The sequence below is a fragment of the Loigolactobacillus rennini DSM 20253 genome (assembly GCF_001436505.1).
GTDB lineage: Bacteria > Bacillota > Bacilli > Lactobacillales > Lactobacillaceae > Loigolactobacillus > Loigolactobacillus rennini.
The window spans coordinates 40,834-61,940 of sequence record NZ_AYYI01000003.1 but is presented as its reverse complement, the minus strand read 5'-3'; the positions used below and the strand labels follow the sequence as shown (position 1 = coordinate 61,940).

23 protein-coding genes, 1 tRNA gene and 2 pseudogenes are annotated in these 21,107 nt (G+C 39.8%); 22 read left to right on the top strand and 4 right to left on the bottom strand.

What is annotated here, in order from left to right; genetic code table 11:
- The 8 genes and pseudogenes from FC24_RS11555 to FC24_RS00520 form a co-directional block, all read left to right on the top strand.
- Positions 1 to 1,058: pseudogene (locus FC24_RS11555) on the top strand (acetyltransferase); the annotation flags it as partial.
- Between the two features lie 53 nt (positions 1,059 to 1,111).
- A complete protein-coding gene (locus FC24_RS00550; protein ID WP_057872921.1) occupies positions 1,112 to 1,798 on the top strand; it encodes a response regulator transcription factor in 687 nt (228 codons plus the stop codon).
- Positions 1,795 to 3,054, top strand: a complete 1,260-nt coding sequence (locus FC24_RS00545; protein ID WP_057872920.1) for a sensor histidine kinase — start codon at positions 1,795 to 1,797, stop codon at positions 3,052 to 3,054. Before FC24_RS00550 ends, FC24_RS00545 begins: the two co-directional genes overlap by 4 nt.
- Before the next feature lie 403 nt (positions 3,055 to 3,457).
- Positions 3,458 to 4,396: a ribonuclease Z gene (gene rnz / locus FC24_RS00540; RefSeq protein WP_057872919.1), complete on the top strand. Its 939-nt coding sequence runs from the start codon at positions 3,458 to 3,460 to the stop codon at positions 4,394 to 4,396.
- A gap of 33 nt (positions 4,397 to 4,429) precedes the next feature.
- Positions 4,430 to 5,224: an SDR family NAD(P)-dependent oxidoreductase gene (locus FC24_RS00535; protein ID WP_057872918.1), complete on the top strand. Its 795-nt coding sequence runs from the start codon at positions 4,430 to 4,432 to the stop codon at positions 5,222 to 5,224.
- An 18-nt stretch (positions 5,225 to 5,242) separates the two neighbouring features.
- Positions 5,243 to 5,617, top strand: a complete 375-nt coding sequence (locus FC24_RS00530; protein ID WP_083485580.1) for a LapA family protein — start codon at positions 5,243 to 5,245, stop codon at positions 5,615 to 5,617.
- A 57-nt stretch (positions 5,618 to 5,674) separates the two neighbouring features.
- Entirely contained in the window at positions 5,675 to 8,011 is a 2,337-nt protein-coding gene (recJ, locus tag FC24_RS00525) for a single-stranded-DNA-specific exonuclease RecJ (protein ID WP_057872917.1), read from the top strand.
- The gene (locus tag FC24_RS00520) at positions 8,001 to 8,519 is read left to right on the top strand and encodes an adenine phosphoribosyltransferase (protein ID WP_057872916.1); all 519 of its coding nucleotides are present in this window, start codon (positions 8,001 to 8,003) and stop codon (positions 8,517 to 8,519) included. The genes recJ and FC24_RS00520 overlap by 11 nt, the downstream gene beginning before the upstream one ends.
- A 111-nt stretch (positions 8,520 to 8,630) precedes the next feature.
- On the opposite strand, the gene FC24_RS00515 is transcribed toward FC24_RS00520, so the two are convergent.
- Positions 8,631 to 9,797 (bottom strand): hydroxymethylglutaryl-CoA synthase, encoded by a 1,167-nt coding sequence (locus FC24_RS00515; RefSeq protein ID WP_057872915.1) that lies wholly within the window; start codon positions 9,795 to 9,797, stop codon positions 8,631 to 8,633.
- Between the two features lie 30 nt (positions 9,798 to 9,827).
- Positions 9,828 to 10,190, bottom strand: a complete 363-nt coding sequence (locus tag FC24_RS00510; protein ID WP_057872914.1) for a hypothetical protein — start codon at positions 10,188 to 10,190, stop codon at positions 9,828 to 9,830.
- 162 nt (positions 10,191 to 10,352) lie between these two features.
- Here FC24_RS00510 and FC24_RS00505 point away from each other — a divergent pair, with 162 nt between their 5' ends.
- The 7 genes from FC24_RS00505 to FC24_RS00475 all read left to right on the top strand — a co-directional run bounded on the left by FC24_RS00505 (position 10,353) and on the right by FC24_RS00475 (position 14,790).
- The gene (locus FC24_RS00505) at positions 10,353 to 10,589 is read left to right on the top strand and encodes a cytochrome b5 domain-containing protein (protein WP_057872913.1); all 237 of its coding nucleotides are present in this window, start codon (positions 10,353 to 10,355) and stop codon (positions 10,587 to 10,589) included.
- Positions 10,590 to 10,662: 73 nt separating this feature from the next.
- Positions 10,663 to 11,457, top strand: coding sequence for a metallophosphoesterase (locus FC24_RS00500; RefSeq protein ID WP_057872912.1), 795 nt, complete (start codon positions 10,663 to 10,665; stop codon positions 11,455 to 11,457).
- Entirely contained in the window at positions 11,441 to 11,962 is a 522-nt protein-coding gene (locus FC24_RS00495; RefSeq protein ID WP_057872911.1) for an O-acetyl-ADP-ribose deacetylase, read from the top strand. The genes FC24_RS00500 and FC24_RS00495 overlap by 17 nt, the downstream gene beginning before the upstream one ends.
- Positions 11,963 to 12,090: 128 nt before the next feature.
- Positions 12,091 to 12,921 carry a glycosyltransferase family 8 protein gene (locus FC24_RS00490; protein ID WP_057872910.1) on the top strand — a complete coding sequence of 277 codons (831 nt, stop codon included), beginning with the start codon at positions 12,091 to 12,093 and terminating at the stop codon, positions 12,919 to 12,921.
- Between the two features lie 27 nt (positions 12,922 to 12,948).
- Complete coding sequence (locus tag FC24_RS00485; protein ID WP_235807280.1) at positions 12,949 to 13,665, top strand: matrixin family metalloprotease; 717 nt, start codon at positions 12,949 to 12,951, stop codon at positions 13,663 to 13,665.
- A gap of 77 nt (positions 13,666 to 13,742) precedes the next feature.
- Positions 13,743 to 13,831: transfer RNA gene (locus FC24_RS00480), tRNA-Ser, on the top strand.
- A 302-nt stretch (positions 13,832 to 14,133) separates the two neighbouring features.
- Entirely contained in the window at positions 14,134 to 14,790 is a 657-nt protein-coding gene (locus tag FC24_RS00475) for an HAD family hydrolase (protein ID WP_057872909.1), read from the top strand.
- A 58-nt stretch (positions 14,791 to 14,848) separates the two neighbouring features.
- On the opposite strand, the gene lexA is transcribed toward FC24_RS00475, so the two are convergent.
- Entirely contained in the window at positions 14,849 to 15,469 is a 621-nt protein-coding gene (lexA, locus tag FC24_RS00470) for a transcriptional repressor LexA (RefSeq protein WP_057872908.1), read from the bottom strand.
- Between the two features lie 143 nt (positions 15,470 to 15,612).
- Between lexA and FC24_RS00465 the strand changes: the two genes are divergently transcribed.
- Together FC24_RS00465 and FC24_RS00460 are read left to right on the top strand one after the other, a co-directional pair.
- Entirely contained in the window at positions 15,613 to 15,852 is a 240-nt protein-coding gene (locus FC24_RS00465; RefSeq protein WP_057872907.1) for a DUF896 domain-containing protein, read from the top strand.
- A gap of 81 nt (positions 15,853 to 15,933) precedes the next feature.
- Positions 15,934 to 16,152 carry a YneF family protein gene (locus FC24_RS00460; RefSeq protein WP_057872924.1) on the top strand — a complete coding sequence of 73 codons (219 nt, stop codon included), beginning with the start codon at positions 15,934 to 15,936 and terminating at the stop codon, positions 16,150 to 16,152.
- 21 nt (positions 16,153 to 16,173) lie between these two features.
- Here FC24_RS00460 and FC24_RS00455 read toward each other — a convergent pair whose 3' ends face one another.
- Positions 16,174 to 16,803, bottom strand: coding sequence for a lysophospholipid acyltransferase family protein (locus FC24_RS00455; RefSeq protein ID WP_057872906.1), 630 nt, complete (start codon positions 16,801 to 16,803; stop codon positions 16,174 to 16,176).
- Between the two features lie 129 nt (positions 16,804 to 16,932).
- On the opposite strand from FC24_RS00455, the pseudogene FC24_RS00450 reads away from it, so the two are divergent.
- The 5 genes and pseudogenes from FC24_RS00450 (at position 16,933) to tsf (ending at position 21,073) form a co-directional block, all read left to right on the top strand.
- Positions 16,933 to 17,660, top strand: a pseudogene (locus tag FC24_RS00450) (tRNA1(Val) (adenine(37)-N6)-methyltransferase).
- A complete protein-coding gene (locus FC24_RS00445) occupies positions 17,647 to 17,928 on the top strand; it encodes a GIY-YIG nuclease family protein (protein ID WP_057872905.1) in 282 nt (93 codons plus the stop codon). The pseudogene FC24_RS00450 and the gene FC24_RS00445 overlap by 14 nt, the downstream one beginning before the upstream one ends.
- A 93-nt stretch (positions 17,929 to 18,021) precedes the next feature.
- Entirely contained in the window at positions 18,022 to 19,014 is a 993-nt protein-coding gene (locus FC24_RS00440) for a D-2-hydroxyacid dehydrogenase (RefSeq protein WP_057872904.1), read from the top strand.
- Between the two features lie 228 nt (positions 19,015 to 19,242).
- Positions 19,243 to 20,073: a 30S ribosomal protein S2 gene (rpsB, locus tag FC24_RS00435; RefSeq protein WP_057872903.1), complete on the top strand. Its 831-nt coding sequence runs from the start codon at positions 19,243 to 19,245 to the stop codon at positions 20,071 to 20,073.
- Positions 20,074 to 20,188: 115 nt separating this feature from the next.
- Positions 20,189 to 21,073 (top strand): translation elongation factor Ts, encoded by an 885-nt coding sequence (gene tsf / locus FC24_RS00430; RefSeq protein ID WP_057872902.1) that lies wholly within the window; start codon positions 20,189 to 20,191, stop codon positions 21,071 to 21,073.
- The last annotated feature ends 34 nt before the right edge of the window (positions 21,074 to 21,107 follow it).

Here is a 21,107-nt window from a genome sequence, read left to right as displayed (position 1 = left end):
CTATACAATTCAGAAATCTTTTATGCATTTACACAAAATATTTTACGCTCTCAATTTTTAATTGGGTAGGTAAACGCAGTTATGGCATTTATCTTTATCAATTTCCAGTCATGATTTTTTATGAAAATCAAGTGAAAAACATTGCACAATGGCCATGGTTGCATTTTGTTGTACAGTTAGTTTTGATTTTAGTGATTAGTGAATTATCTTACCGTTTAGTTGAACGTCCTTTTGCGCATTTTAATTGGCATCAGTGGCAATCTTGGCTACGAAAATTAGTGCAGCCGCATTCTGGTTATGGCTGGCAGCGATTAATGGTATTGCCATTTTTACTGGTTTTTGCGTTAGGGCTTACTGGGGCAGTCATTGCACCGGCGCATGCTGTTGCGCAGCGCGCGCCTTTAGCTAAACAGATTAAACGTAATAGTAAACAAAATTCACGACGCAAAGCAAGTCTGATTGCTCAAGCGCAAAAGCAATCGGCTAAAGCACACTCAGCAACTACTAGTCAAGCAACTTCAAAGCAGACTGATCAACCAGTTGCTGGTTTATCATTGACACAAACGCAGCAGGCTAAGCAGTTACCAGTGGTCGCAATTGGTGATTCTGTCATGTTAGATAGCTTAAATGTTCTGCAACAAGCGTTTCCTAAAATGATTATCAATGCTAAAGTGGGTCGGCAAGTGAAGGCTAGTTCTGACTTATTAAACTATTACGCTACTAAAGGGGTATTACCCGATGTCGTTTTAATTGGTTTAGGGACCAATGGTGCATTTACACCACAGCAATTAGCTGAAATTATGCGTCAAGTGGGTCCTAAACGCCAAGTTTTTTGGATTAACGTACGCGTACCAACTCGTAGCTGGCAAAATAGTGTTAACGCCACTTTAAAGCGTGGTGCACAGCAATGGCCTAATTTAACTGTCATTGATTGGTATAATTACAGTCAAGGACATTCAGCGTGGTTTTATAAAGATCAGGTTCACCCAAATAACATTGGTAAACAACACTATAGTGATTTTATCGCGCAGCAACTATTAAAACAGATTAAGCATTAAGCTGTTTTTAAGGTGAGTTGTTTAAACTAATGGTGATTAAACTGAGGTGAAAAATTGTGAAAAGTGCAAAAGCATTACTTGTGGAAGATGACAAGGAATTATCAGCCAGTGTTCGTGATTTTATCACTGACTTTTTAGATGTTGATCAGGTTTATGATGGCGAAGAGGGAGAGTTTGCAGCTGTTCAAGGAATTTATGATCTGATTATCTTAGATTTAATGTTACCGGGTAAAAGTGGTTATGATGTTTTAAAAAGTATGCGTGCGCAGCACGTCGATACCCCTGTGTTGATTTTAACTGCTAAAGATGGCATCGATGATAAATTACGCGGTTTTAACGTAGGCGCAGATGATTATTTAACCAAACCTTTTCACCGTGAAGAATTGTTAGCACGGATCAAAGCATTATTAAAGCGCAGTGGTCATTTTTATCAAGAAAATATTTTAACTATCGGTAACCTTCAAATTAATTTGCAAAACCGTAGCGTAACTGTTGCTGAACATGACGTTCAGTTAAATGGTAAAGAATTCGATCTATTAGTTTACTTAGTGGAAAATAAAAACACCATCATTACTAAAGAACAGATTTTTGATCGACTATGGGGATTTGAATCTGACACTAGCATTACGGTTGTTGAGGTTTATATGAGTAACCTGCGTAAAAAATTAAAACCAGATGGTGCCGATCAACTGATTAAAACATTACGCAATGTCGGTTACATGCTGGAAGTGACAGCATGAAATTAGTGAATCGCCGGCAACAGATTAAATTATTTTTAATGGAACTTATCAGTTTTGCGGTAATTTTTCTTACGCTGGGGACGATTGTTTATTTAACGTTTCAGCACGAAATTTATCGTAATGTTGATCAAGGCTTACAGATGAAACGTAGTCAAATGCTGATGACTAAAGTGAAGGCGGTTCGCCGTAAAGGCACACCGCCGCCTGATTTTCGCATTAACTTATTGGTTTATAACAAGCGGGGAAAAGTAATTAATACCAGTATGTTAGGCGATCGTTATGATCTATTGGCTAATGTTAAATTAGACCCACAGCAAAAAAATAAAATTGTTACTTTAACAACGGAAAATCAAAGTAAATTCCGATCATTACTAGTTAAAGTTCCCGCTAATCAAACTGGTCCTTACGCAGGTCGTTATGTTCAGATCATGCAAAACATTGATTCAGAAGACCAAGCGATTCAAAGTTTCCGCCGGATCTTAGTTTTAACTGTTGTCTTTTTCTGGGCTTTATCCATTTTATTGAGCTATTTTTTGTCTCACATGAATATGCGGCCAATCGTGAAATCCTGGCAGCGGCAACAAGATTTTGTTGCTAATGCAGCGCATGAGTTGCGAACGCCTTTAACAATCATTCAAAGTAAAATAGAATTATTGTTGACTAAACCTCATGATAAAATTATCAATCAAATGGAGCCAATTGCGTTATCATTATCGGAAACACGTCGTCTAAACCAATTGACTAAAGAATTATTAGTGTTGGCACGTTCTGATTCTAATATGACGCAAGTGACTTACCAGCCAACTAAAATGGCACCTTTTTTAAAGCAGGTAGTCGCACCATATTCAGAAATTGCAGCAAGCCAAAAAAAACAATTTCGTGTGCAAATCACACTGCAAGCGACGCAATTAATCGATCAAAAACGAATTCACCAACTACTGGTTATTTTGTTGGATAATGCTTTGAAATACACACAAACTGGCGATCAAATTCAATTCAAAGCCTGGGTGCATGGTAATCGCTGGTTATTAGAAGTTGCTGATACCGGTGTAGGCATTGCACCAAAAAATCGCAAAGCAATTTTTGAACGTTTCTATCGAGAAGATAAATCACGCAGTAGGCAAACCGGTGGCAACGGGTTAGGACTTGCGATTGCAAAATGGATTATTACCAGTCATAAAGGAACTGTAAAGGTATTAGCCAATCGACCACACGGGTCTCGCTTTATTCTGAGTTTTCCTGTTAGAAGGCATTAATAAGTGATTTTAACTTAATAAGATTTTTAAAGTGGCAGGCTATTTATTTAATAAATAGGCTGTCACTTATTATTTTGGTGCTAATCTTTTTTATATGGCGTTACCATTTATTTTTTCCAATGAAGTAGTTGCACCAACGGAAAAATACTGATTTAATAGACATATTTGATAAAAAGATAGCCAGAAAGCATAAATTCAAATATAATAATAGTTGTTCACGTGGTTGATTCAGAAAAATGCCACAGTTATTGCGCATATTTTTGTAGCATTAACTAATGCAAACAACAACGGCTTGATTTTAAGTTTGTTTGTTGGATTGAATTTGGACGAAGACAGTTGCACTGCCATAGTATTTCAGACGGCACTGGACAATTAAAGTTTAAAGAAATGGATGAAGCAGTTAATGGAATTAGAATTTCTTGGAACGGGAGCTGGTTCACCAGCACGTTACCGCAATGTCACGAGTATTGCACTTAAATTATTAGACGAGCGCAATGCCGTATGGCTGTTTGATGTTGGCGAAGGAACACAGCAACAAATATTACGTACCACTATTCGGCCACGTAAAGTAGATAAAATCTTCATTACGCATTTACACGGCGATCATATTTTTGGACTACCTGGTTTTCTCAGCAGCCGTTCCTTTCAGGGCGGGCAACAGCCGTTAACTATTTATGGTCCTAAGGGAATTCGCAATTATGTTACCACTAGTTTGCGTGTTTCAGATTCACGGTTGAGTTACCCGCTGCATTTTGTGGAATTAACAGGTGATGGCGAAGTGTTTAGTGATGACACATTTCGGGTTGAATGTCGTCAATTAGATCACCGGATCACTAGTTTTGGCTATCGGGTAATTGAAAAAGATCACACTGGCGAATTGTTAGTGGCTAAACTACAGGCTGCTGGTATTAAGCCAGGGCCAATTTACGGTAAAATTAAGGCCGGACAAGCAGTAACATTAGCTAACGGTGAAGTTTTGCCTAGTCAAGAGTTCATCGGTCCGGCACAAAAAGGGCGAATTGTGGCCATCTTAGGTGATACGCGCCAAACAGCTAACAGTTATGCTTTAGCACAAAATGCGGATGCATTGGTTCATGAAAGTACTTTTGGCAAAAAAGATGGGCGGTTAGCACATAATTATTACCATTCTACTAGTACACAGGCGGCGGCCATTGCTAAAGAAGCTCATGTAAAACAATTATTGTTAACGCATATTTCTGCTCGCTATGTTGGTCACGCTGCCCATGAACTACAGACTGAAGCGCGGCAGATTTTTCCGCACACTCGCGTGATGAAAGATTTTGAGCAAGTGAACATTCCCTTACCAAATAAGAAAAAGTAATTTAGTATTACCGTGTTGGAAAGGTGATTTTTAATGCAGCATTTAACTAACAAAACAGTTTTAATTACTGGTGCTTCTAGTGGTTTAGGTCAGGCACTGGCTTATGCTGCTGCCGGTCGTGGTGCTAATTTAGTGTTGTGTGCACGCCGACAAGAAAAACTACAGCTGGTTGCAGCGCATGCCCGGGCAATTTCTGGGCGTCACGCTTATGCCGTACGCATTGATTTAACGCAACCAGCACAATTAAATGCCTTAATGGCATTTATAAAACGGCAGGTTGGACCGATTGATGTGTTGATTAATAATGCTGGCATCGGTTATTTTGAGCGGGCGTTAGATTTACCAGCAGCTAAACTAGAGGCGCTCTTTCAGCTAGATGTCATTAGCTTAATTCAATTAACGCAAAAAATTGGGTTAACCATGGCCGGTTTACGGCGGGGAACTATTGTGAATATCGCTTCGCAAGCAGGAAAATTAGTAACACCTAAGGCTAGTGCTTATGCAGCAGCTAAAGCGGCGGTCATTGCGTATTCCAATGGCCTGCGGATGGAGTTGCGCCCCTTGCACATTCACGTCTTAACTGTTAATCCTGGCCCAATTGCAACAGATTTTGCGACCATTGCTGATCCAAGTGGTCAGTACGCACGAGCAGTCGCAAACATTGCACTTGATCCGCATCGTTTGGCTGAACGCATTGTGCAGGCAATTGAACATCAACGCCGTGAGTTGAATGTGCCGTGGCCAATGACAGTTGCTGCGCAATTGCGCCAACTATTTCCTGCTATCGTTGATCGAATAATCATGAATCCCGTTTTTAATCGTAAATAAATTTTGGAGGTTAAATGAATGAAAAATCAATGGCGCTTAGTTATCATTTTATTATTAGCACTGTTAATTGTTATTTTTGCTGTTTTAAATGTCACCCCGGTTACTGTTAATTTTGGTTTTGGAACTGCAAAATGGCCGTTAATTATTGTTATTATCGTATCGCTACTTTTGGGAGCTTTAATTACTGTTTTAGCGTCAACTATGAATGCACTGAGTTTACGTCGTCAAGTTAAAGCTTTGAAAGCAGAACAAAAGCAACAAGAAACAGCGGTTGAACAGGCGGTAGCAGAGCAGACAGCTAAATTGAATTCACAATTAGCAGCAAAAGAAGATCAATTAAATGCATTGCGCCATTCAAATGCGACAACAGCTGCTGGCAGTCAAAAAAACTAGGGCTTTTAATCAGTGATGATTTTGTTATAATAGTTGGGTTGGGAGTGTGAACGTTTAATGAAATCCCGTTATGATTGGGAGTATTTACCAAAGCCCAATGGTACCTTGGTGAATGATTTAGCACAACAATGTCAGTTACAGCCTGAAGTTGTGCGTTTATTAATCAACCGGGGATTAACTGAACAAAAAACAATTGAAAAATTTTTGAATCCGCAAGTGGATCAGCTGCATGATCCACTTTTGTTATTTGATATGACTAAAGCAGTTAAACGTATCCGTCAAGCAATTGCAGAAAATGAGTTGATTGCGGTTTACGGCGACTATGATGCAGACGGGGTTACGAGTACCAGTTTAATGTTAGAAACTTTAGAATCATTAGGAGCGAATGTGACAACTTACATTCCAGATCGGTTTCAGGAAGGTTATGGACCACATGAATCCGCTTTCAAAAAATTGATTGATGCTGGGGTGAAATTAATTATCACTGTTGATAATGGCGTTGGTGGAAAACAGGCAATCACGTACGCCCAATCTCAACAAGTGGATGTGATTGTCACAGACCACCATGAATTGCCGCCAACTTTGCCGCCTGCTTATGCGATTATCCATCCCCGCCATCCTAAAGGACATTATCCGTTTGGAGATTTATCTGGTGTTGGGGTAGCATTTAAAGTCGCTAGTGCTTTGTTAGAAGCACCAGCAACTGATAGCTTTGATCTAGCTGCAATTGGAACTGTCTGTGATCTGGTTTCATTAACAGATGAAAATCGTGTTCTAGTCAGTTTAGGATTACAGCAATTACGACAATCCAGCCGCATTGGTATCGATGCGTTGTGCCAAGTGGCTGGTGTAAAGCAAAATAATCTTGACGAACAAATTATTGGTTTTGTGTTGGGACCACGGTTAAATTCATTAGGCCGTTTAGGTGATGCTAAGCCCGGAATTAAATTATTGACCACTTTTGATCCTGATGAAGCCACTGATTTGGCTAAGTTTGTGCAAACACAAAATAAACGGCGGCAGCAATACGTTCAAGAAATTGCTGCTACTGCCTTGGAAATGGCACAAACTCCAGAAAATCAACAACGACAAACATTGGTTTTGGCACATACTGGTTGGCATGAAGGGGTATTAGGCATTGTTGCTAGCCGTGTTGTAGAAGCAACGGGTAAACCAACTTTAATCTTAACTCAACGTGATGACCAAACGCTTAAGGGATCGGGTCGTAGTGTGACGGCTTTCCATTTATTTAAAGCTTTGGATCATTACCGACAATTGATGACATCGTTTGGTGGTCATCATATGGCGGTAGGCCTGTCTCTACCACAGAAAAATTTAACTGCATTGATGCAAGGACTAGAATTGCAAGCTGAGCAGGTTGATTTGCAGCATCAGAAACAAGCAGCATTAAAGATTGATTTACAATTACCAGTTACAGCCGCAACTAGCGATTTTTTGCATGCTTACCGGCAATTAGCGCCTTTTGGAACAGATAATCCTGCACCACTTTTTGCACTAACACCGCAACAAGTAACTCAGGTTAAAGCAATTGGCGCTGATCATAGTCATTTGAAGTTTAATTTAACTGATCAAGATGCCAAATTAGCGGTAATTGCCTTTCAGATGGGGCGTTATGCGTCCGACCTTCAAGCGGCCCAGCAAGTGACTGTAGTGGGCCAGCTCAATGAGCACGAGTGGCGTGGTAAGCGTCAATTGCAATTACAGTTGCTGGATTTTAAAATTACTGGCAAAATCATTATCGATCAGCGGACGGTACAACTGCACAAACCTTTATTTCAGCATGCAGCCACTTATGTTTTTTTCTCGGATAAGTTAAAACGTCAAATTCAAGGTAATTTATCCACGCAAGGACAAGCAGTAAGTGCAAATGAAGCTTTTAAGATGACTACCGAAACATTGGTGTTAGTTGACTTGCCACCAACGTTGGTAGCTTTAAAGACTTTATTACAGCAACATCAACAAGAATATGATAAACTGGTTACTTGCTTTTATTGTCAGCAGCCGGCTTCCTTGGTGGGAATGCCAACAAGATCGGACTTTATCCGGCTCTTTAAATTTGTTGCGACACATCAAGCTATTAATTTACGTAAGCAATTAACGCAATTAGCAGATTATTTAAATGTTCGACAACCGCTATTAGTTTTTATGGTAAAGGTTTTTGCCGAATTAGGGTTTATTAAAATTGTTGATGGCATGATGCAGCAAGTTACTCACCCAGCCAAGGCGGACTTGAAATCAGCGCCGAGTTACCAGCAACGACAGCAGCAATTACTAGTAGAACAAAAATTAATCCAAAGTGATTATTCAACGCTAAAACAATGGCTACATGCCCAAGTGGATCCAAATAAAGGAGCGAAAAAGAATGTCAGTTAATTTACATGATTATATTGCCAGCGTGCCAGATTTTCCTGAAAAGGGGATTATTTACCGTGATATTTCACCATTAATGGCAGATGGTACTGCATACCGGCAAGCAACGGATGAAATTGTTGCTTACGCTTGGAAAAAAGAAGTTGATATGATTGTTGGCCCTGAAGCTCGTGGCTTTATTGTGGGTTGTCCAGTTGCCTATAAATTAGGGATTGGTTTTGCACCTGCCCGGAAAAAAGGCAAATTACCGCGGCCAACTGTTTCTGCCAGCTATGGATTAGAATATGGTAAATCCACACTTTATTTACATAAAGATGCGATTAAACCAGGTCAAAAAGTTTTGGTAACTGATGATTTGCTAGCAACTGGTGGGACCATTGCAGCTACCATTCAATTAGTTGAAGATTTAGGTGGTATAGTTGTCGGAACCGCGTTTTTAATCGAATTAACAGATCTTAATGGACGTGACAAAATTAAAGGTTATGATATGTTAGCTTTAATGAAGTACTAGACATTTAAACTTTGTTCAATACTGTTTAATAATACTAAGAAAGCGGGCCCCTACATGGTATGTTAGCATGTGGGGACCCGTTTTGATTATTTGTAGTGTTCACTGTTGGAGTTAATGTTGTTGATACTGGCGTTGATGTGCTTTAATGCCAGCTAAAACGAACTTTGCTGGATCTTGGGTAGTATCTAAATCAATGGTGCTGCCATCTCTAGGTAATTGATACTGAAATAGTTTTTCGTAAGCTAAAATACTGACCTTTTGCCGTTGTGTAAGTTTTGTGTGTTGTTGTTTGGTGTGCAACATTGTTTGGAAACCAGCTTGCAAAACGCCACTATAAAATTCACTAACTGCGCCTGAGCCGTAACTGAATAAGCCAATCCGGTCACCTGCTTTTAAATCAGTTGCATTTTCTAACAATGATAACAAGCTTAAATATAATGAGCCCGTGTAAAGATTGCCCACAACTTGATTGTACTGATGGGAGGCGGCAAAATTTGCTGCTAAGCGTTGTTGTGTTTCTGGCTTTCCCTGTGGTAAAACAGATTTTAATGCCTTAAAACCCATTTTTGTGTAGGGAAGATGAAAGGCTAAAGCTGCAAATTGATCAAGCGTTAAGCCGGTTTGCTTACGGTAAGTGGAAAAAACATCATTAAAAAAGTCAACGTACATATGTCCAGAATAATGTCCGTTAACTAGCGCTTCTGTGGCATAATTTGGCCGCCAAAAATCCATAATGTTTTCAGTGTAAACCGCACTATCATCGTCAATCGCCAAAATCCTTGGTGAACGACTGATGATCATTGCGATTGCACCACCGCCTTGAGTTGGCTCACCAGCAGTGTGTAAACCATAGCGGGCAATATCGCTGGCAGTAATTAAGACTTTTTTGTCCGGATGCAAGGCGATGTAACCCCGTGCTAACTGTAGCGCAGCAGTTGCTGAATAGCAGGCTTGTTTAATTTCAACAGCACGAACGTGGGTAGGTAAGTTTAATAAACTTTGCAAATAGACAGCACCAGATTTTGATTGATCAACGCCAGATTCAGACGCAAATAAAATCGTATCGATTTGTTCGCGATTAGTGGGTGTTAAAAGTTGATCTGCTGCATTAGCGGCTAGTGTGACACTGTCTTGTGTCGGCGGCAGCACCGCCATCTTTTTTTGGCCAATACCGATTAAGTATTTACCTGGCGCTTCTTTACGTGCATTAGCCAGTTCAGCCATATCGATATATAAATTAGAAGTTGCAAAACTAATTTGATCAATACCAATTTTCATAAAAATCTCCTTTACTAATAAACAGCGCAATTATGCCTTTGTTTGCTGCACAACTTTTAAAGTTAAAAAAATTGCGCCTAGTAATAATACTACGGGTACTAGTAAAACTGAAGGCAATAACCAAAAAATTAAAAAGGCACCAATGCCTAAAATATTAGCAGTTAGCATTGCCGGAATGTGAAAAGAACGCCAATAAGAAATAATATGTAGCGCTAAGCCAACCCAAGTTAACACGGCTACATGTGATAATAGTGCTGTGCGAACTAACTTAAATTGGCTAAAATCAAGCCAAGGGGTTAAGCAAGCGGCGCCAATAAATAAGAAACTGATCATTAAAAATAAAAGAAATATTATATCGTATAGCCCTGGTAACTTGAGCCAAGAAATTTTCATATCACGTCACCTCGCTTACAGACAATTAATTACCATTTTAGTATAGCAGAGCAGGCGCTAACTTAAAACTGGCTTTAGTCACTTATATAGACGTATTTTAATGCGTAGTTAAGTCTAAATATGTTATACTTATTGTATTAATATTTGAATAGGAGTGAGTGCATGGCTGAAAAAGTATTTTCACAAGCTGAGTTAGCGCAATATGATGGTAGTGATGGTAAAAAAGCTTATGTTGCCATAGATGGCGTCGTCTACGATGTTAGCGATGTTGATGCATGGCAAGGTGGCAAGCATCACGGCCAAACAGCTGGTAAAGATTTATCTCAAATTATTGTCAAAGCACCCCACAAAAAATCTGTTTTAGGCAAATTGCCTGTTGTTGGTAAATACGCAGGCTAGTAAACTTTAAAATCTACGCCATTCAATGGGGTAGATTTTTTATTTTTTAATGTGGGTGTGATCGGAGGCAAACATGAAGACAACATTTATTGGCGATATTCATGCGGCTGCGACTGATTTAGCCGTTTTATTAACGGCACCTAATTTGGCACAGCAACAGTTAGTTTTCTTAGGAAACTACATTGACAGTGCAGTCTCTTCTGCGTCGGCGCCATTGCGCGTTTTAGAGCTTGTCAGACAGCAAGTTATCACCAAACATGCGGTAGCATTGTTAGGCAATCACGATGATTTTTGGGTTCAAACGGCTGCTGGTAATGAGCTTGCATATGAAACTTGGAAGTTAAATCATGGTCGAGCGACTTGGCAGCAATTAGGCATCACGGCCACTGATTTAACCACAGTTCAAGCGCAGTTAAATCAGCCGCCACTAGCTAAGTATACGCAATTTTTAAAGCATTTACCTTTGATGTGGCAAAATCAACATTTTTTGGCTGTACATGCGGGGATTAATTGGCAGCTTACTTTGCAACAGCAAACACGGCATGATCTCACTTGGATCCAAGATAGTTATTTTTTTGATGATCCAGCAAATCCAACAAACTGGCACCGTAATCAATCCAAAAAGATTATGGTCACAGGGCACACACCGGTACAAACTTTAACAACTGGACACCGGCACTATTTAAAAATGCAGGCTGATGCGACAGATTTGCCTCGTTATAATATTGATGCGGGTAGTGGTTCAGATTTGCCTGAAAGTGGCATTCTTGGTTTAACGCTAACTGCTACAGGGGCTGAGTCAGCGTTGGATTTTGTCACTAAAGGACAATTACAGCACCAAGGAGATGGGCATGGTGAGCAAGATTGAAATTAAGCAAGGGGATATCACGCAAGAGCGAGTTGATGCGATTGTTAATGCTGCTAATCCAACCTTACTAGGTGGTGGTGGCGTTGATGGTGCCATTCACCGAGCAGCGGGACCCGAGTTATTGGCGGCTTGCAAAAAGCTAAATGGCTGTCCAACAGGTGAAGCAAAGATAACGCTAGGGTACCAGTTACCAGCCAAATACGTTATTCATACACCAGGACCCGTTTGGCACGGTGGGCAACGGCAAGAAGCACACCTATTACAGAATTCTTATGCTAACAGTTTAACTTTAGCTGCTGAAAAGCATTGCCAAACGATAGCTTTTCCATCAATTAGTACTGGTGTTTATGGCTACCCTTTAGCCCAAGCAGCACCGATTGCGCTAAAGACGACCAGCCATTTTTTAGCAACTGCTTCAAGCATTAAAAATGTTCGGTTTATTTGTTTTGACGTTAAAACATTGGCTGCTTATCAGCAAGCTGCGCAACAATTAGGAATTAGTTAAATTTTAAAAATAAAGTATAGTTGGTGACTAACTAGGTAAGCAAATGAATGCCTAGTTTTTTTATTTCAAGAACGGGCCATGTTAAAATAGGCATAACGCCATTGCTGCATAGGGGAGAATGATACCAGATGAACTTGTTATTTGCATTAGATGATCGTATGACAACGCCACTGCTGACTACATTATATTCAATTGTTCGCAATAGTACGGCAACACGTTATGATATTTATGTTATTCAAAAAAAACAGCTGCAAGAGACAGCTCGGATCACAGCCTTTTGTGCCGCATTAGGCGTACATTATCATCCTTTGATTATCGGTGATACAGTTTTTTCAAAAGCACCGATCACGGATCGTTATCCGGATATCATTTATTACCGGCTGTTAGCACAGCAATATTTACCTACTACCTTAGAGCGAATCTTATATTTAGATGTGGATACTTTGATCATTAATGATCTGCAGCCGCTATACCAATTGGATTTAGGCACTAATTTGTACGCTGCGGCAAGTCACACTGCGATCACTGATAATGTTCGTGATTCATTTAATCAACTACGCTTAGGCAATTATGAAGCAGAAAGTTATTATAATTCCGGCGTATTGCTGTACAATTTACCCTTAATTAGGCAACAGGTTAAGCCTACAGCAATTAAAGATTACATTGCTGCAAAAAAATTAACCTTGCTGTTACCGGACCAAGACATTCTAAATGGTTTATACGGTCATCAGATTAAAAAAATTGCAGATGAGCGCTATAATTTTGATGCGCGGCGCAGCGCAATTTATTTTGCATTGAGTAATGGGGTGTGGGATTTAGATTGGGTAATTACACACACCGTTGTTTTACATTTTTGCGGTCGGGATAAACCTTGGAAAAAAGATTACCATAATCGCTATGCGGGTTTATATAAGCATTATGCACACCGCACACAATTATTATTACAAAGTCAACTTTAACCTCAGGTGAAGAAAGGAAGAGTGGCAGTGCGTTTTTTTAAATGGCTTGTTGAGATTATTCTATTATTGACCGCTGGCTGGTTATTGCTCAACACTTCTTTTATCCAAAGTGCCAGTCAAACTGCAATCAGCTTTTGGCAGCAAGCCACGCCAACGGCAACTTCTAGGAAAAGGACCAGCTCACATTCATCATCTGCGCTGTCATTAAAGATTCCACTAAAAAGTTCAGTTGTGTCGCAACAAGAAACAACAACCAGCACACCGACAGAAAGCAACGTTGCTGGTAAACAGTTAGCAGCGACTTATTATTATCATTTTGCAGCGGATGTGCCAACTTCTGTGAAATCTGTCTTTACTGCCGCGGTAGCCGTTTATAACCAAACGGGAATTGTTCACCTGACCCCCGGAGAAGGTACGGCTAAACAAAATCAAATTACATTTTATGTCTATCAAAAAAAGATGCCAGAAAATCAGCAACAACAGCAATTAATTGAATTAGGCGCAGGTGGCCCTGAAATTATTCAACGTGTGGGTTGGAATGCATTTACGGTAAACCATGCACGTGCTGGTCTCAATGTTACTTACCATCAGGCAATTCAGCGCTCGGTGGCGATTCATGAGCTTGGTCATGCATTAGGCTTGGACCACAGCTCACGGTTAGATTCCGTTATGTACCCGGTTGATCAAGGCAAAACTGTTTTAACACCAGCTGATCGCAAAGGTTTGCGGGAAATTTATCCTTAGTTTGTTTGTCATTTCAGTGGGGTCAAGCGAAAAAAATTTGCAATGCAACTAAGTTTTGCTATAATATATCTTGTTGTGGAGAGTTGGCAGAGTGGTAATGCACCGGACTCGAAATCCGGCGAACCGCCTTATAAGCGGCGCGCAGGTTCAAATCCTGTACTCTCCTTAATAGGTACTATTAAATAATATTTAGCGGACAGAAATACTATTGTGTAGGTATTTCTGTCTTTTTATTTTTAGAAAAAACATTAAAAAAGACTAAAAGAGAAATGATTTTGCACAAATTTTGCACGGCGACCAAGGAATCTGATAATACCAATATTTTAGTGTGTTCACGCTTTATCATTGCGTGTTGATTTTCGATCGGATTTTTTTCATTGTTTGTGGGCTAAGAATATAATGTTTAAGGTAGGCTTATACGGTTATTCAGTCTATAATAGATGTATCAATATTTTAAGGGTGAAGTCAATGCGTTATCAATGCTTAATTTTAGATCATGATGATACCGCGGTGGATAGTACCGGGTACATTCATTATCCGTCATTTGTTCAAGCATTAAAGGAATTGCGGCCAAATGAGCCAGTTTTAACCTTGGAACAGTTTGTTGACTATTGTTTTAATCCGGGTTTTACTGCATTATGTCAGGATATCGAACACTTTAGTCAATCAGAAATGCAACGTCAGCAAACCATTTGGCGACAGTATAACCAGGCGCTAACCGCGCAATTTTTTTCTGGTTTTCCACAGTTAGTCCGTGCGTTTAAACAGCGTGGTGGCAAAGTAACCGTAATTTCACAGTCAGATGCTAGCAAGATCGAATCAGATTACTTAACGACTTGTCACTTTAAGCCGGATATTGTTTATGGCTGGGATGCTGGTCCTGGGAAACGAAAACCTGCTACTTATCCGGTTAAGCAGATTTTACAACGTTTGCAGTTAGCTCCAGAAGCAGCACTAGTAGTAGATGACTTACGTCCAGGTTTAGAAATGGCAGCTAAATGCGGCGTACCGTTTGCGGCGGCTGGCTGGGCGCCTAAAACACCGCGGATTAAAGCTTGGATGCAAAGTCACGCGGATATGTATTTTTCGCAAGTTGATCAATTAGCTGCTTTTTTATTGGCGTAATAAATAACAAAAAAACGCCAACTAAGTAGTTGGCGTTATTGCTTGAATGATTTAATGATTAAATAAAGTTGCGGTACAAGCCAACAACTTTACCTAAAATAGTGACTTGATGTAAGATGATTGGGCTGAAAGTGTCATTTTCTGGTTGTAGGCGAATATGATCGCTTTCCTTAAAGAATCGTTTACAGGTAGCTTCGTTTTCTGCGGTCATTGCAATGACGATATCACCGTTATCTGCGGCGGCCTGTTTACGTACAATGACTTGGTCACCGTTTAAAATGCCAGCCTTGATCATACTTTCGCCACGGATCGTCAACATAAATAAATTATGTTCACTATCATCTAAATCTGGCGGAATCGGGAAAAAGTCGGTGGCTTCTTCAACCGCCAAAATTGGTTCACCGGCAGTGACTGTCCCTAAAACCGGAATTTTTGCTGGTTTAATGCCCAGTGCATTTAAGCCGGCGCGGGTGAGTTCAATTGCGCGGGGTTTGGTCGGATCTTTTTGTAAATAGCCTTTCTTTTCTAGGCGGGCTAAATGACCATGAACCGTAGATGTTGAGGATAGTGAAACTGCTGCACCGATCTCACGGACAGTTGGTGGGTATCCCTTTTCAGCTACGCGTTCATGAATGAAACGTAGAACTTCCAGTTGTTTAGATTCATGCGCTTTAATCATGGTTGACACCTCAGTCATATTAATTATGTTTAGTGTAGCATATTCAATCTATCATTTCAAACAAATGTTCGGTTCAAAAAGCCTAGTTTGAATGGGGTTTAGAACTTATTTTGATCAAAACTTAAATTAAAAGGGAGCCTTAAATGATGGAAAATAAATATTTAAAGCGAATTAACCAATTAGTACGCAAAAGTAAGGCAGACGGATTAAGTGCGGCAGAACAGCAGGAACAAAAGCAGCTACGCCAAGCTTACATCAAAGAATTTCGCAAGGGGTTACGGCAGCAAATTGAACAGACGCAGGTTTTTGATAAGCAAGGACATGAAATTACACCAAAAAAAGTGCGCCACATTCAGCGTAAAAAAGGTTGGCGGCAAGATTAATCTTAAGTAAACTTTTCATTTGGTGTTTATTTGTGTAAAATAAAGTATGAAGTTGTTTTGAAAGGAGAAAAAATCTTGGGAATGTATATTTTGATCTTCGTGATTGGCGCTGCCCTAGGTGTTATCGGTGGTTTCTTCGGCGCACGCCAATACATGAAGAAATATTTACAAGAAAATCCGCCGATTTCTGAAGACATGATGCGCACCATGATGATGCAAATGGGGCAAAAACCATCCGAGAGAAAATTAAATCAGATGATGACCTCAATGAAAGCACAGGCACGTAAAGCAGGTAAATAAAAAAGATCGCCATTTTGGCGGTCATTTTTTATTATCTGGGTTTGGTACATATTTAAAATGTGGGTCAATTTCTTGATCCAGTTGACTAAAAGCACGTTGCATCTGGTCATCTAAAGCTGCCATAGCCGGCTTATCCAATTTTTGGCGGCGGTCAATGTAAATTGGCTGGCCAAAACGCACGGTAACGGGTTTACGCGTGAACAAACGTTTGAAAGTTAGCGGGCCTTGATAAACCGTTGGGACTAAGGGAACACCACTCATTTTGGCAATCACTAAGGCGCCACCTTTTAGTTGGGCTGAATGGCGCGTGCCTGAAGGGAACATAATTAACGAGAGTTCACCCTTTTTCAACGTCTTAACCGGGGTCTTAATTGCCGATGGCCCAGGGTGGGCTCGGTTGACGGGAAAAGCGTTTGAATGTTTTAAAATAAAACGAATGATCGGATTTTTAAACAATTCTTCCTTGGCCATAAACGAAAACTTGCGCGGACTGGCCGCTAATGCGTAGTAAATTGGATCAAACCAAGTTCGGTGCGGTCCAACTAAGATATAAGCGCCCTTTGGGAGTGCCTTTTTATTTTCATAATGTGCATTGCCGTTAATCAGCCAAACTAAACCACGAACAACGGCGCGAATAAACGTATAAAACATGGTATAATTCCTTTCCGTATGATAACTTATTCTTATTATAGCAAATCATGTAAAATACGGGTATTTTTCTTGTATTTTTAAATTTGGCTGTTTAGCCTAGTGAGAGAAAGAAGTGAAAGTGTGTTAAAAATGGGTGAACGGGTTGATCAGCTTTATAGCCAGTCCGTTAAAATTATTCAAAGCGCACAAGTTTTTTCCTTTTCTTTAGATGCGGTACTGCTAGCTGATTTTGCTATGGTCCATCGGCGTAGTAAAGTCGTCGACCTGTGTGCAGGCAACGGTGCAGTGGGACTTTTTTAAGTGCTAAAACAACTGGTCCCATTGCGGCAGTTGAATTACAGCCGCGGCTGGCTGATATGGCACAACGCTCAGTTATTTTAAACCATTTGCAGCAACAAATGACTGTTTATCAACTAGATTTAAAACAAACATTTACACAAATTGCTAAAGATAGTGTTGATGTTGTCGTCTGTAATCCACCATATTTTCCAGGTCACACTGCCAGCAAGAAAAATCCCAATCCATACCTTGCAGTTGCACGCCATGAAATTACGACTTCATTAGCAGAAGTTTTAAAAGTGGCAAGTGGGTTACTTAAAATGAACGGAAAAGCTTTTTTTGTCTATCGGCCTGACCGGCTCAGTGAATTTATTATGAAAGCTACAGCTTTGCGATTACAGGTTAAGCGTATTCGGTTTGTTTATCCTAAAGCCGGCCGTGAGGCGAATATGGTGTTAATTGAATTGATTAAAGACGGCCGTCCCGGCGGGCAACGAATTTTACCGCCTTTAACAGTCTATGATCAAAATAATCAGTATCTACCAGACGTTAGGCGGTTGTTATATGGTGCTGGCTAAACAGTATTATTTTTATGTGTTGTTATGTGCAGATCAAACACTTTATGGAGGTTTTTCGACTGATGTTGCTAAGCGGGTTGCGACACACAATGCAGGTAAAGGTGCAAAGTATACACGACCTAAGACCCGCCGTCCTGTTAAATTAATTTGGCAGCAAGCCTTTAACACTAAGCATGGGGCCTTAAGTGCGGAATGGCAATTTAAGCATCAATCACGAGCCGCTAAACTTGTATTTTTGAAACAACATGGTGTAAAGTTGCACTGGTAAAGAAATTTTCTGAAAAATAAGTAATTTATCCTTTACCTATTTTCAGTAAATGCTTATAATGTAAGATGATGATGAAGGGAGCAATCACATATTATGAAATTTATTATTTATGGTGTTCGTAAAGATGAAGAAGGCTACGCGCAAAACTGGTCTAAAGAAAATAATGTCAGCGTTAAGTTAGTCACTGACTTATTAAATAAGAAAACTGTTAAGTTAGCTAAAGGCTATGATGCCATTATTGCTTATCAACAGTTGCCTTATGATAAAGAAATTTTTACTTCCATGAAGGAATATGGAATTAAAGACTTATCAATCCGGAATGTTGGGGTTGATAACATTCCAACCGATGTTGCTAAAGCAAATGGCGTTCGGATCACGAACGTTCCTAGCTATTCACCGAATGCAATTGCTGAATTAGCCATCACTGGTTTAATGCAGTTATTGCGGCGGACTCCTGAATTTAACGAAAAAATGGCAAAAGGCGATTTGACTTGGGAACCAGATATTGCCCATGAATTACACACAATGACAGTTGGTGTAGTTGGTACTGGTCGGATTGGCCGTGCCGGTATTAACATTTACCGTGGTTTTGGTGCTAAAGTTCTTGGCTACGATATTTTCCGTAACCCTGATTTGGATGCACAAGGTATTTATGTTGATTCAGCGGATGAATTATTTGCTAAATCAGATATTATTACTTTACATGCACCGGCTACCAAAGAAAATTACCACATGATTAATAAAGATTCCATCGCAAAGATGAAGGATGGTGTCTACATTATTAACACTGCTCGTGGTGATTTAGTTAACTCTAAAGATCTATTAGCAGGTTACAAATCTGGTAAAGTTGCTGGTGCAGTATTGGATGTTTACGAAAATGAAGTTGGTATTTTCAACAATGATTTCACTGGTAAACAAATCCCTGATCCAACGCTGCGTGAATTAATGGCACAACGTGATATTTTGGTTACACCTCATGTTGCTTTCTATACAAGACCAGCTGTTCGTAATATGGTTGACGTTGCTCTCAATTCAGCTAAAGATATGGTTGAAAAAGGCGAAAGCCAAAATGAAGTTAAGTTTTAATTATTGACAACATGATGAATAAAAGTCGTCCTGAGGGGCGGCTTTTTATTTTTGCAGTGCACTTTTATAAGCAAAAAATAGTTGCATCAAGACTAGATTTACGATAAACTAATAAACGATGTTAAACATCAATTCACACCTTGCGTGATAATAAATGTGGTGCTTGATTGAGCAAGTTCATTTATTAATTGAGTGCAGGGGCGGAAAAACCAAGGAGGAACATAATTTATGGCAGTTGTAACAATGAAGCAATTACTTGAAGCTGGTGTTCATTTCGGACACCAAACACGGCGTTGGAACCCGAAAATGAAACCGTATATTTTTACTGAAAGAAACGGTATTTACATTATTGACTTACAAAAGACTTTGAAGTTAGTTGATAATGCTTATGACTTCATGAAAAATACAGCAGCAGCTGGTGGCATCGTCCTATTCGTCGGGACTAAGAAGCAGGCACAAGATTCAATTGCTGAAGAAGCAACCCGTGCGGGCCAATTTTACGTCAACCATCGTTGGTTAGGTGGTACGTTAACTAACTGGCAAACCATTCAAAAGCGGATTAACCATTTGAAGGAAATTAAGACCTGGGCGGAAGATGGTACCTTTGAAAAATTACCTAAGAAAGAAGTTTCACAATTAAATAAAGAACGTGAAAAACTTGAGAAATTCTTAGGTGGTATTGAAGATATGCCACGGATTCCAGATGTGTTATTCATTGTTGATCCGCGCAAAGAAAAAATTGCGGTTAAAGAAGCACAAAAATTAAACATCCCGATTGTGGCAATGGTTGATACTAATACTGATCCAGATGATATTGACGTTATTATTCCATCTAATGATGACGCAATTCGTGCCGTTCGCTTGTTGACTTCGAAAATGGCAGACGCTATTGTTGAAGGTCGTCAAGGCGAAGAAGGCGAAGCTGAAGCACAAGAACAAGCAGCACCAACAGAAGAAAATGCACCAGCTGATTCTGCTGCTCCTGACAGCGAAGCACCAAGTCACGAGAGTTTAAAAGATCTTCAAAAGACTGTCGAAGGTAAAAACGCGAACAAATAAGTTAAAAATCAATTTTAAATAAGTGATTTGGGGCTGTCTCAAAGGTTAGGCACAATCTGCAAGCCTTATTTATGAGGCGGCCCTTTTTTCACGACTAATTTAGGAGGATTACATTATGGCAACAAAGATTACAGCAGCACAAGTTAAAGCATTACGGGATAAATCTGGTGCAGGGATGATGGCAGCTAAGAAAGCCTTAGTTGCAGCTGATGGTGACGTTGATAAAGCAATGAAATCATTACGTGAAAAAGGGGTTAAAACTGCAGCCAAAAAGAGTGGTCGTGTGGCTGCTGAAGGATTAGCTGACATTGCAATTAAGGGTAATACTGCTGCAATTGTAGAAGTTAATGCTGAAACTGATTTTGTCGCTGGCAATAAGGATTTCCGTGCGTTAGTACAAGAAATTGCAGATGCTATTGCAGCTAATCAGCCAGCGGACATGGATGCTGCAAACGCAACTAAGATGGCTGATGGTCAGACCATTGCAGATGCAATTATTAACGCAACTGCAACAATTGGCGAGAAGATTAGTTTCCGCCGCTTTGCTGTTTTGACTAAATCAGATAATGATAACTTTGGCTCATACCAGCATATGGGTGGTAAGATTGCAGCTTTAACAGTCTTAGCTGGTGGTAATGAAGAAGTTGCGCGTAACATTGCAATGCATGTTGCCGCAATTAATCCACGCTACACTGCAAGTGAAGATGTACCTGCTGATGTCATGAGTGCAGAAAAAGCTAAATTAGTCGAAGAAGCTAAAAAAGAAGGTAAGCCAGAAAAGATCGTTGAAAAGATTGTCACTGGTCGTTTAAATAAATTCTTAGCTGAAATCTGTTTGAATGATCAAGAATATGTTAAAGATTCTGATCAAACAGTTGGCCAATATGCAAAAACAAATGGTGGTAAGGTCACAAAATTTGTCCGTTATGAAGTTGGCCAAGGGATTGAAAAAGCTAACAAAGATTTTGCAGCTGAAATTCAAGCTGAATTAAATAAATAAAGTTAAATAATAGTGATTTAGTTCATGTGCGGTA

What these genes read in the sequence shown, in the direction of transcription:
- FC24_RS00545 (WP_057872920.1), top strand. Translation starts at nt 1,795, where the DNA reads ATGAAATTAGTGAATCGCCGGCAACAGATTAAATTATTTTTAATGGAA.
- rnz (WP_057872919.1), top strand. Translation starts at nt 3,458, where the DNA reads ATGGAATTAGAATTTCTTGGAACGGGAGCTGGTTCACCAGCACGTTAC.
- FC24_RS00535 (WP_057872918.1), top strand. Translation starts at nt 4,430, where the DNA reads ATGCAGCATTTAACTAACAAAACAGTTTTAATTACTGGTGCTTCTAGT.
- FC24_RS00530 (WP_083485580.1), top strand. Translation starts at nt 5,243, where the DNA reads ATGAAAAATCAATGGCGCTTAGTTATCATTTTATTATTAGCACTGTTA.
- recJ (WP_057872917.1), top strand. Translation starts at nt 5,675, where the DNA reads ATGAAATCCCGTTATGATTGGGAGTATTTACCAAAGCCCAATGGTACC.
- FC24_RS00520 (WP_057872916.1), top strand. Translation starts at nt 8,001, where the DNA reads ATGTCAGTTAATTTACATGATTATATTGCCAGCGTGCCAGATTTTCCT.
- FC24_RS00515 (WP_057872915.1), bottom strand. Translation starts at nt 9,797, where the DNA reads ATGAAAATTGGTATTGATCAAATTAGTTTTGCAACTTCTAATTTATAT.
- FC24_RS00510 (WP_057872914.1), bottom strand. Translation starts at nt 10,190, where the DNA reads ATGAAAATTTCTTGGCTCAAGTTACCAGGGCTATACGATATAATATTT.
- FC24_RS00505 (WP_057872913.1), top strand. Translation starts at nt 10,353, where the DNA reads ATGGCTGAAAAAGTATTTTCACAAGCTGAGTTAGCGCAATATGATGGT.
- FC24_RS00500 (WP_057872912.1), top strand. Translation starts at nt 10,663, where the DNA reads ATGAAGACAACATTTATTGGCGATATTCATGCGGCTGCGACTGATTTA.
- FC24_RS00495 (WP_057872911.1), top strand. Translation starts at nt 11,441, where the DNA reads ATGGTGAGCAAGATTGAAATTAAGCAAGGGGATATCACGCAAGAGCGA.
- FC24_RS00490 (WP_057872910.1), top strand. Translation starts at nt 12,091, where the DNA reads ATGAACTTGTTATTTGCATTAGATGATCGTATGACAACGCCACTGCTG.
- FC24_RS00475 (WP_057872909.1), top strand. Translation starts at nt 14,134, where the DNA reads ATGCGTTATCAATGCTTAATTTTAGATCATGATGATACCGCGGTGGAT.
- lexA (WP_057872908.1), bottom strand. Translation starts at nt 15,469, where the DNA reads ATGATTAAAGCGCATGAATCTAAACAACTGGAAGTTCTACGTTTCATT.
- FC24_RS00465 (WP_057872907.1), top strand. Translation starts at nt 15,613, where the DNA reads ATGATGGAAAATAAATATTTAAAGCGAATTAACCAATTAGTACGCAAA.
- FC24_RS00460 (WP_057872924.1), top strand. Translation starts at nt 15,934, where the DNA reads ATGTATATTTTGATCTTCGTGATTGGCGCTGCCCTAGGTGTTATCGGT.
- FC24_RS00455 (WP_057872906.1), bottom strand. Translation starts at nt 16,803, where the DNA reads ATGTTTTATACGTTTATTCGCGCCGTTGTTCGTGGTTTAGTTTGGCTG.
- FC24_RS00445 (WP_057872905.1), top strand. Translation starts at nt 17,647, where the DNA reads ATGGTGCTGGCTAAACAGTATTATTTTTATGTGTTGTTATGTGCAGAT.
- FC24_RS00440 (WP_057872904.1), top strand. Translation starts at nt 18,022, where the DNA reads ATGAAATTTATTATTTATGGTGTTCGTAAAGATGAAGAAGGCTACGCG.
- rpsB (WP_057872903.1), top strand. Translation starts at nt 19,243, where the DNA reads ATGGCAGTTGTAACAATGAAGCAATTACTTGAAGCTGGTGTTCATTTC.
- tsf (WP_057872902.1), top strand. Translation starts at nt 20,189, where the DNA reads ATGGCAACAAAGATTACAGCAGCACAAGTTAAAGCATTACGGGATAAA.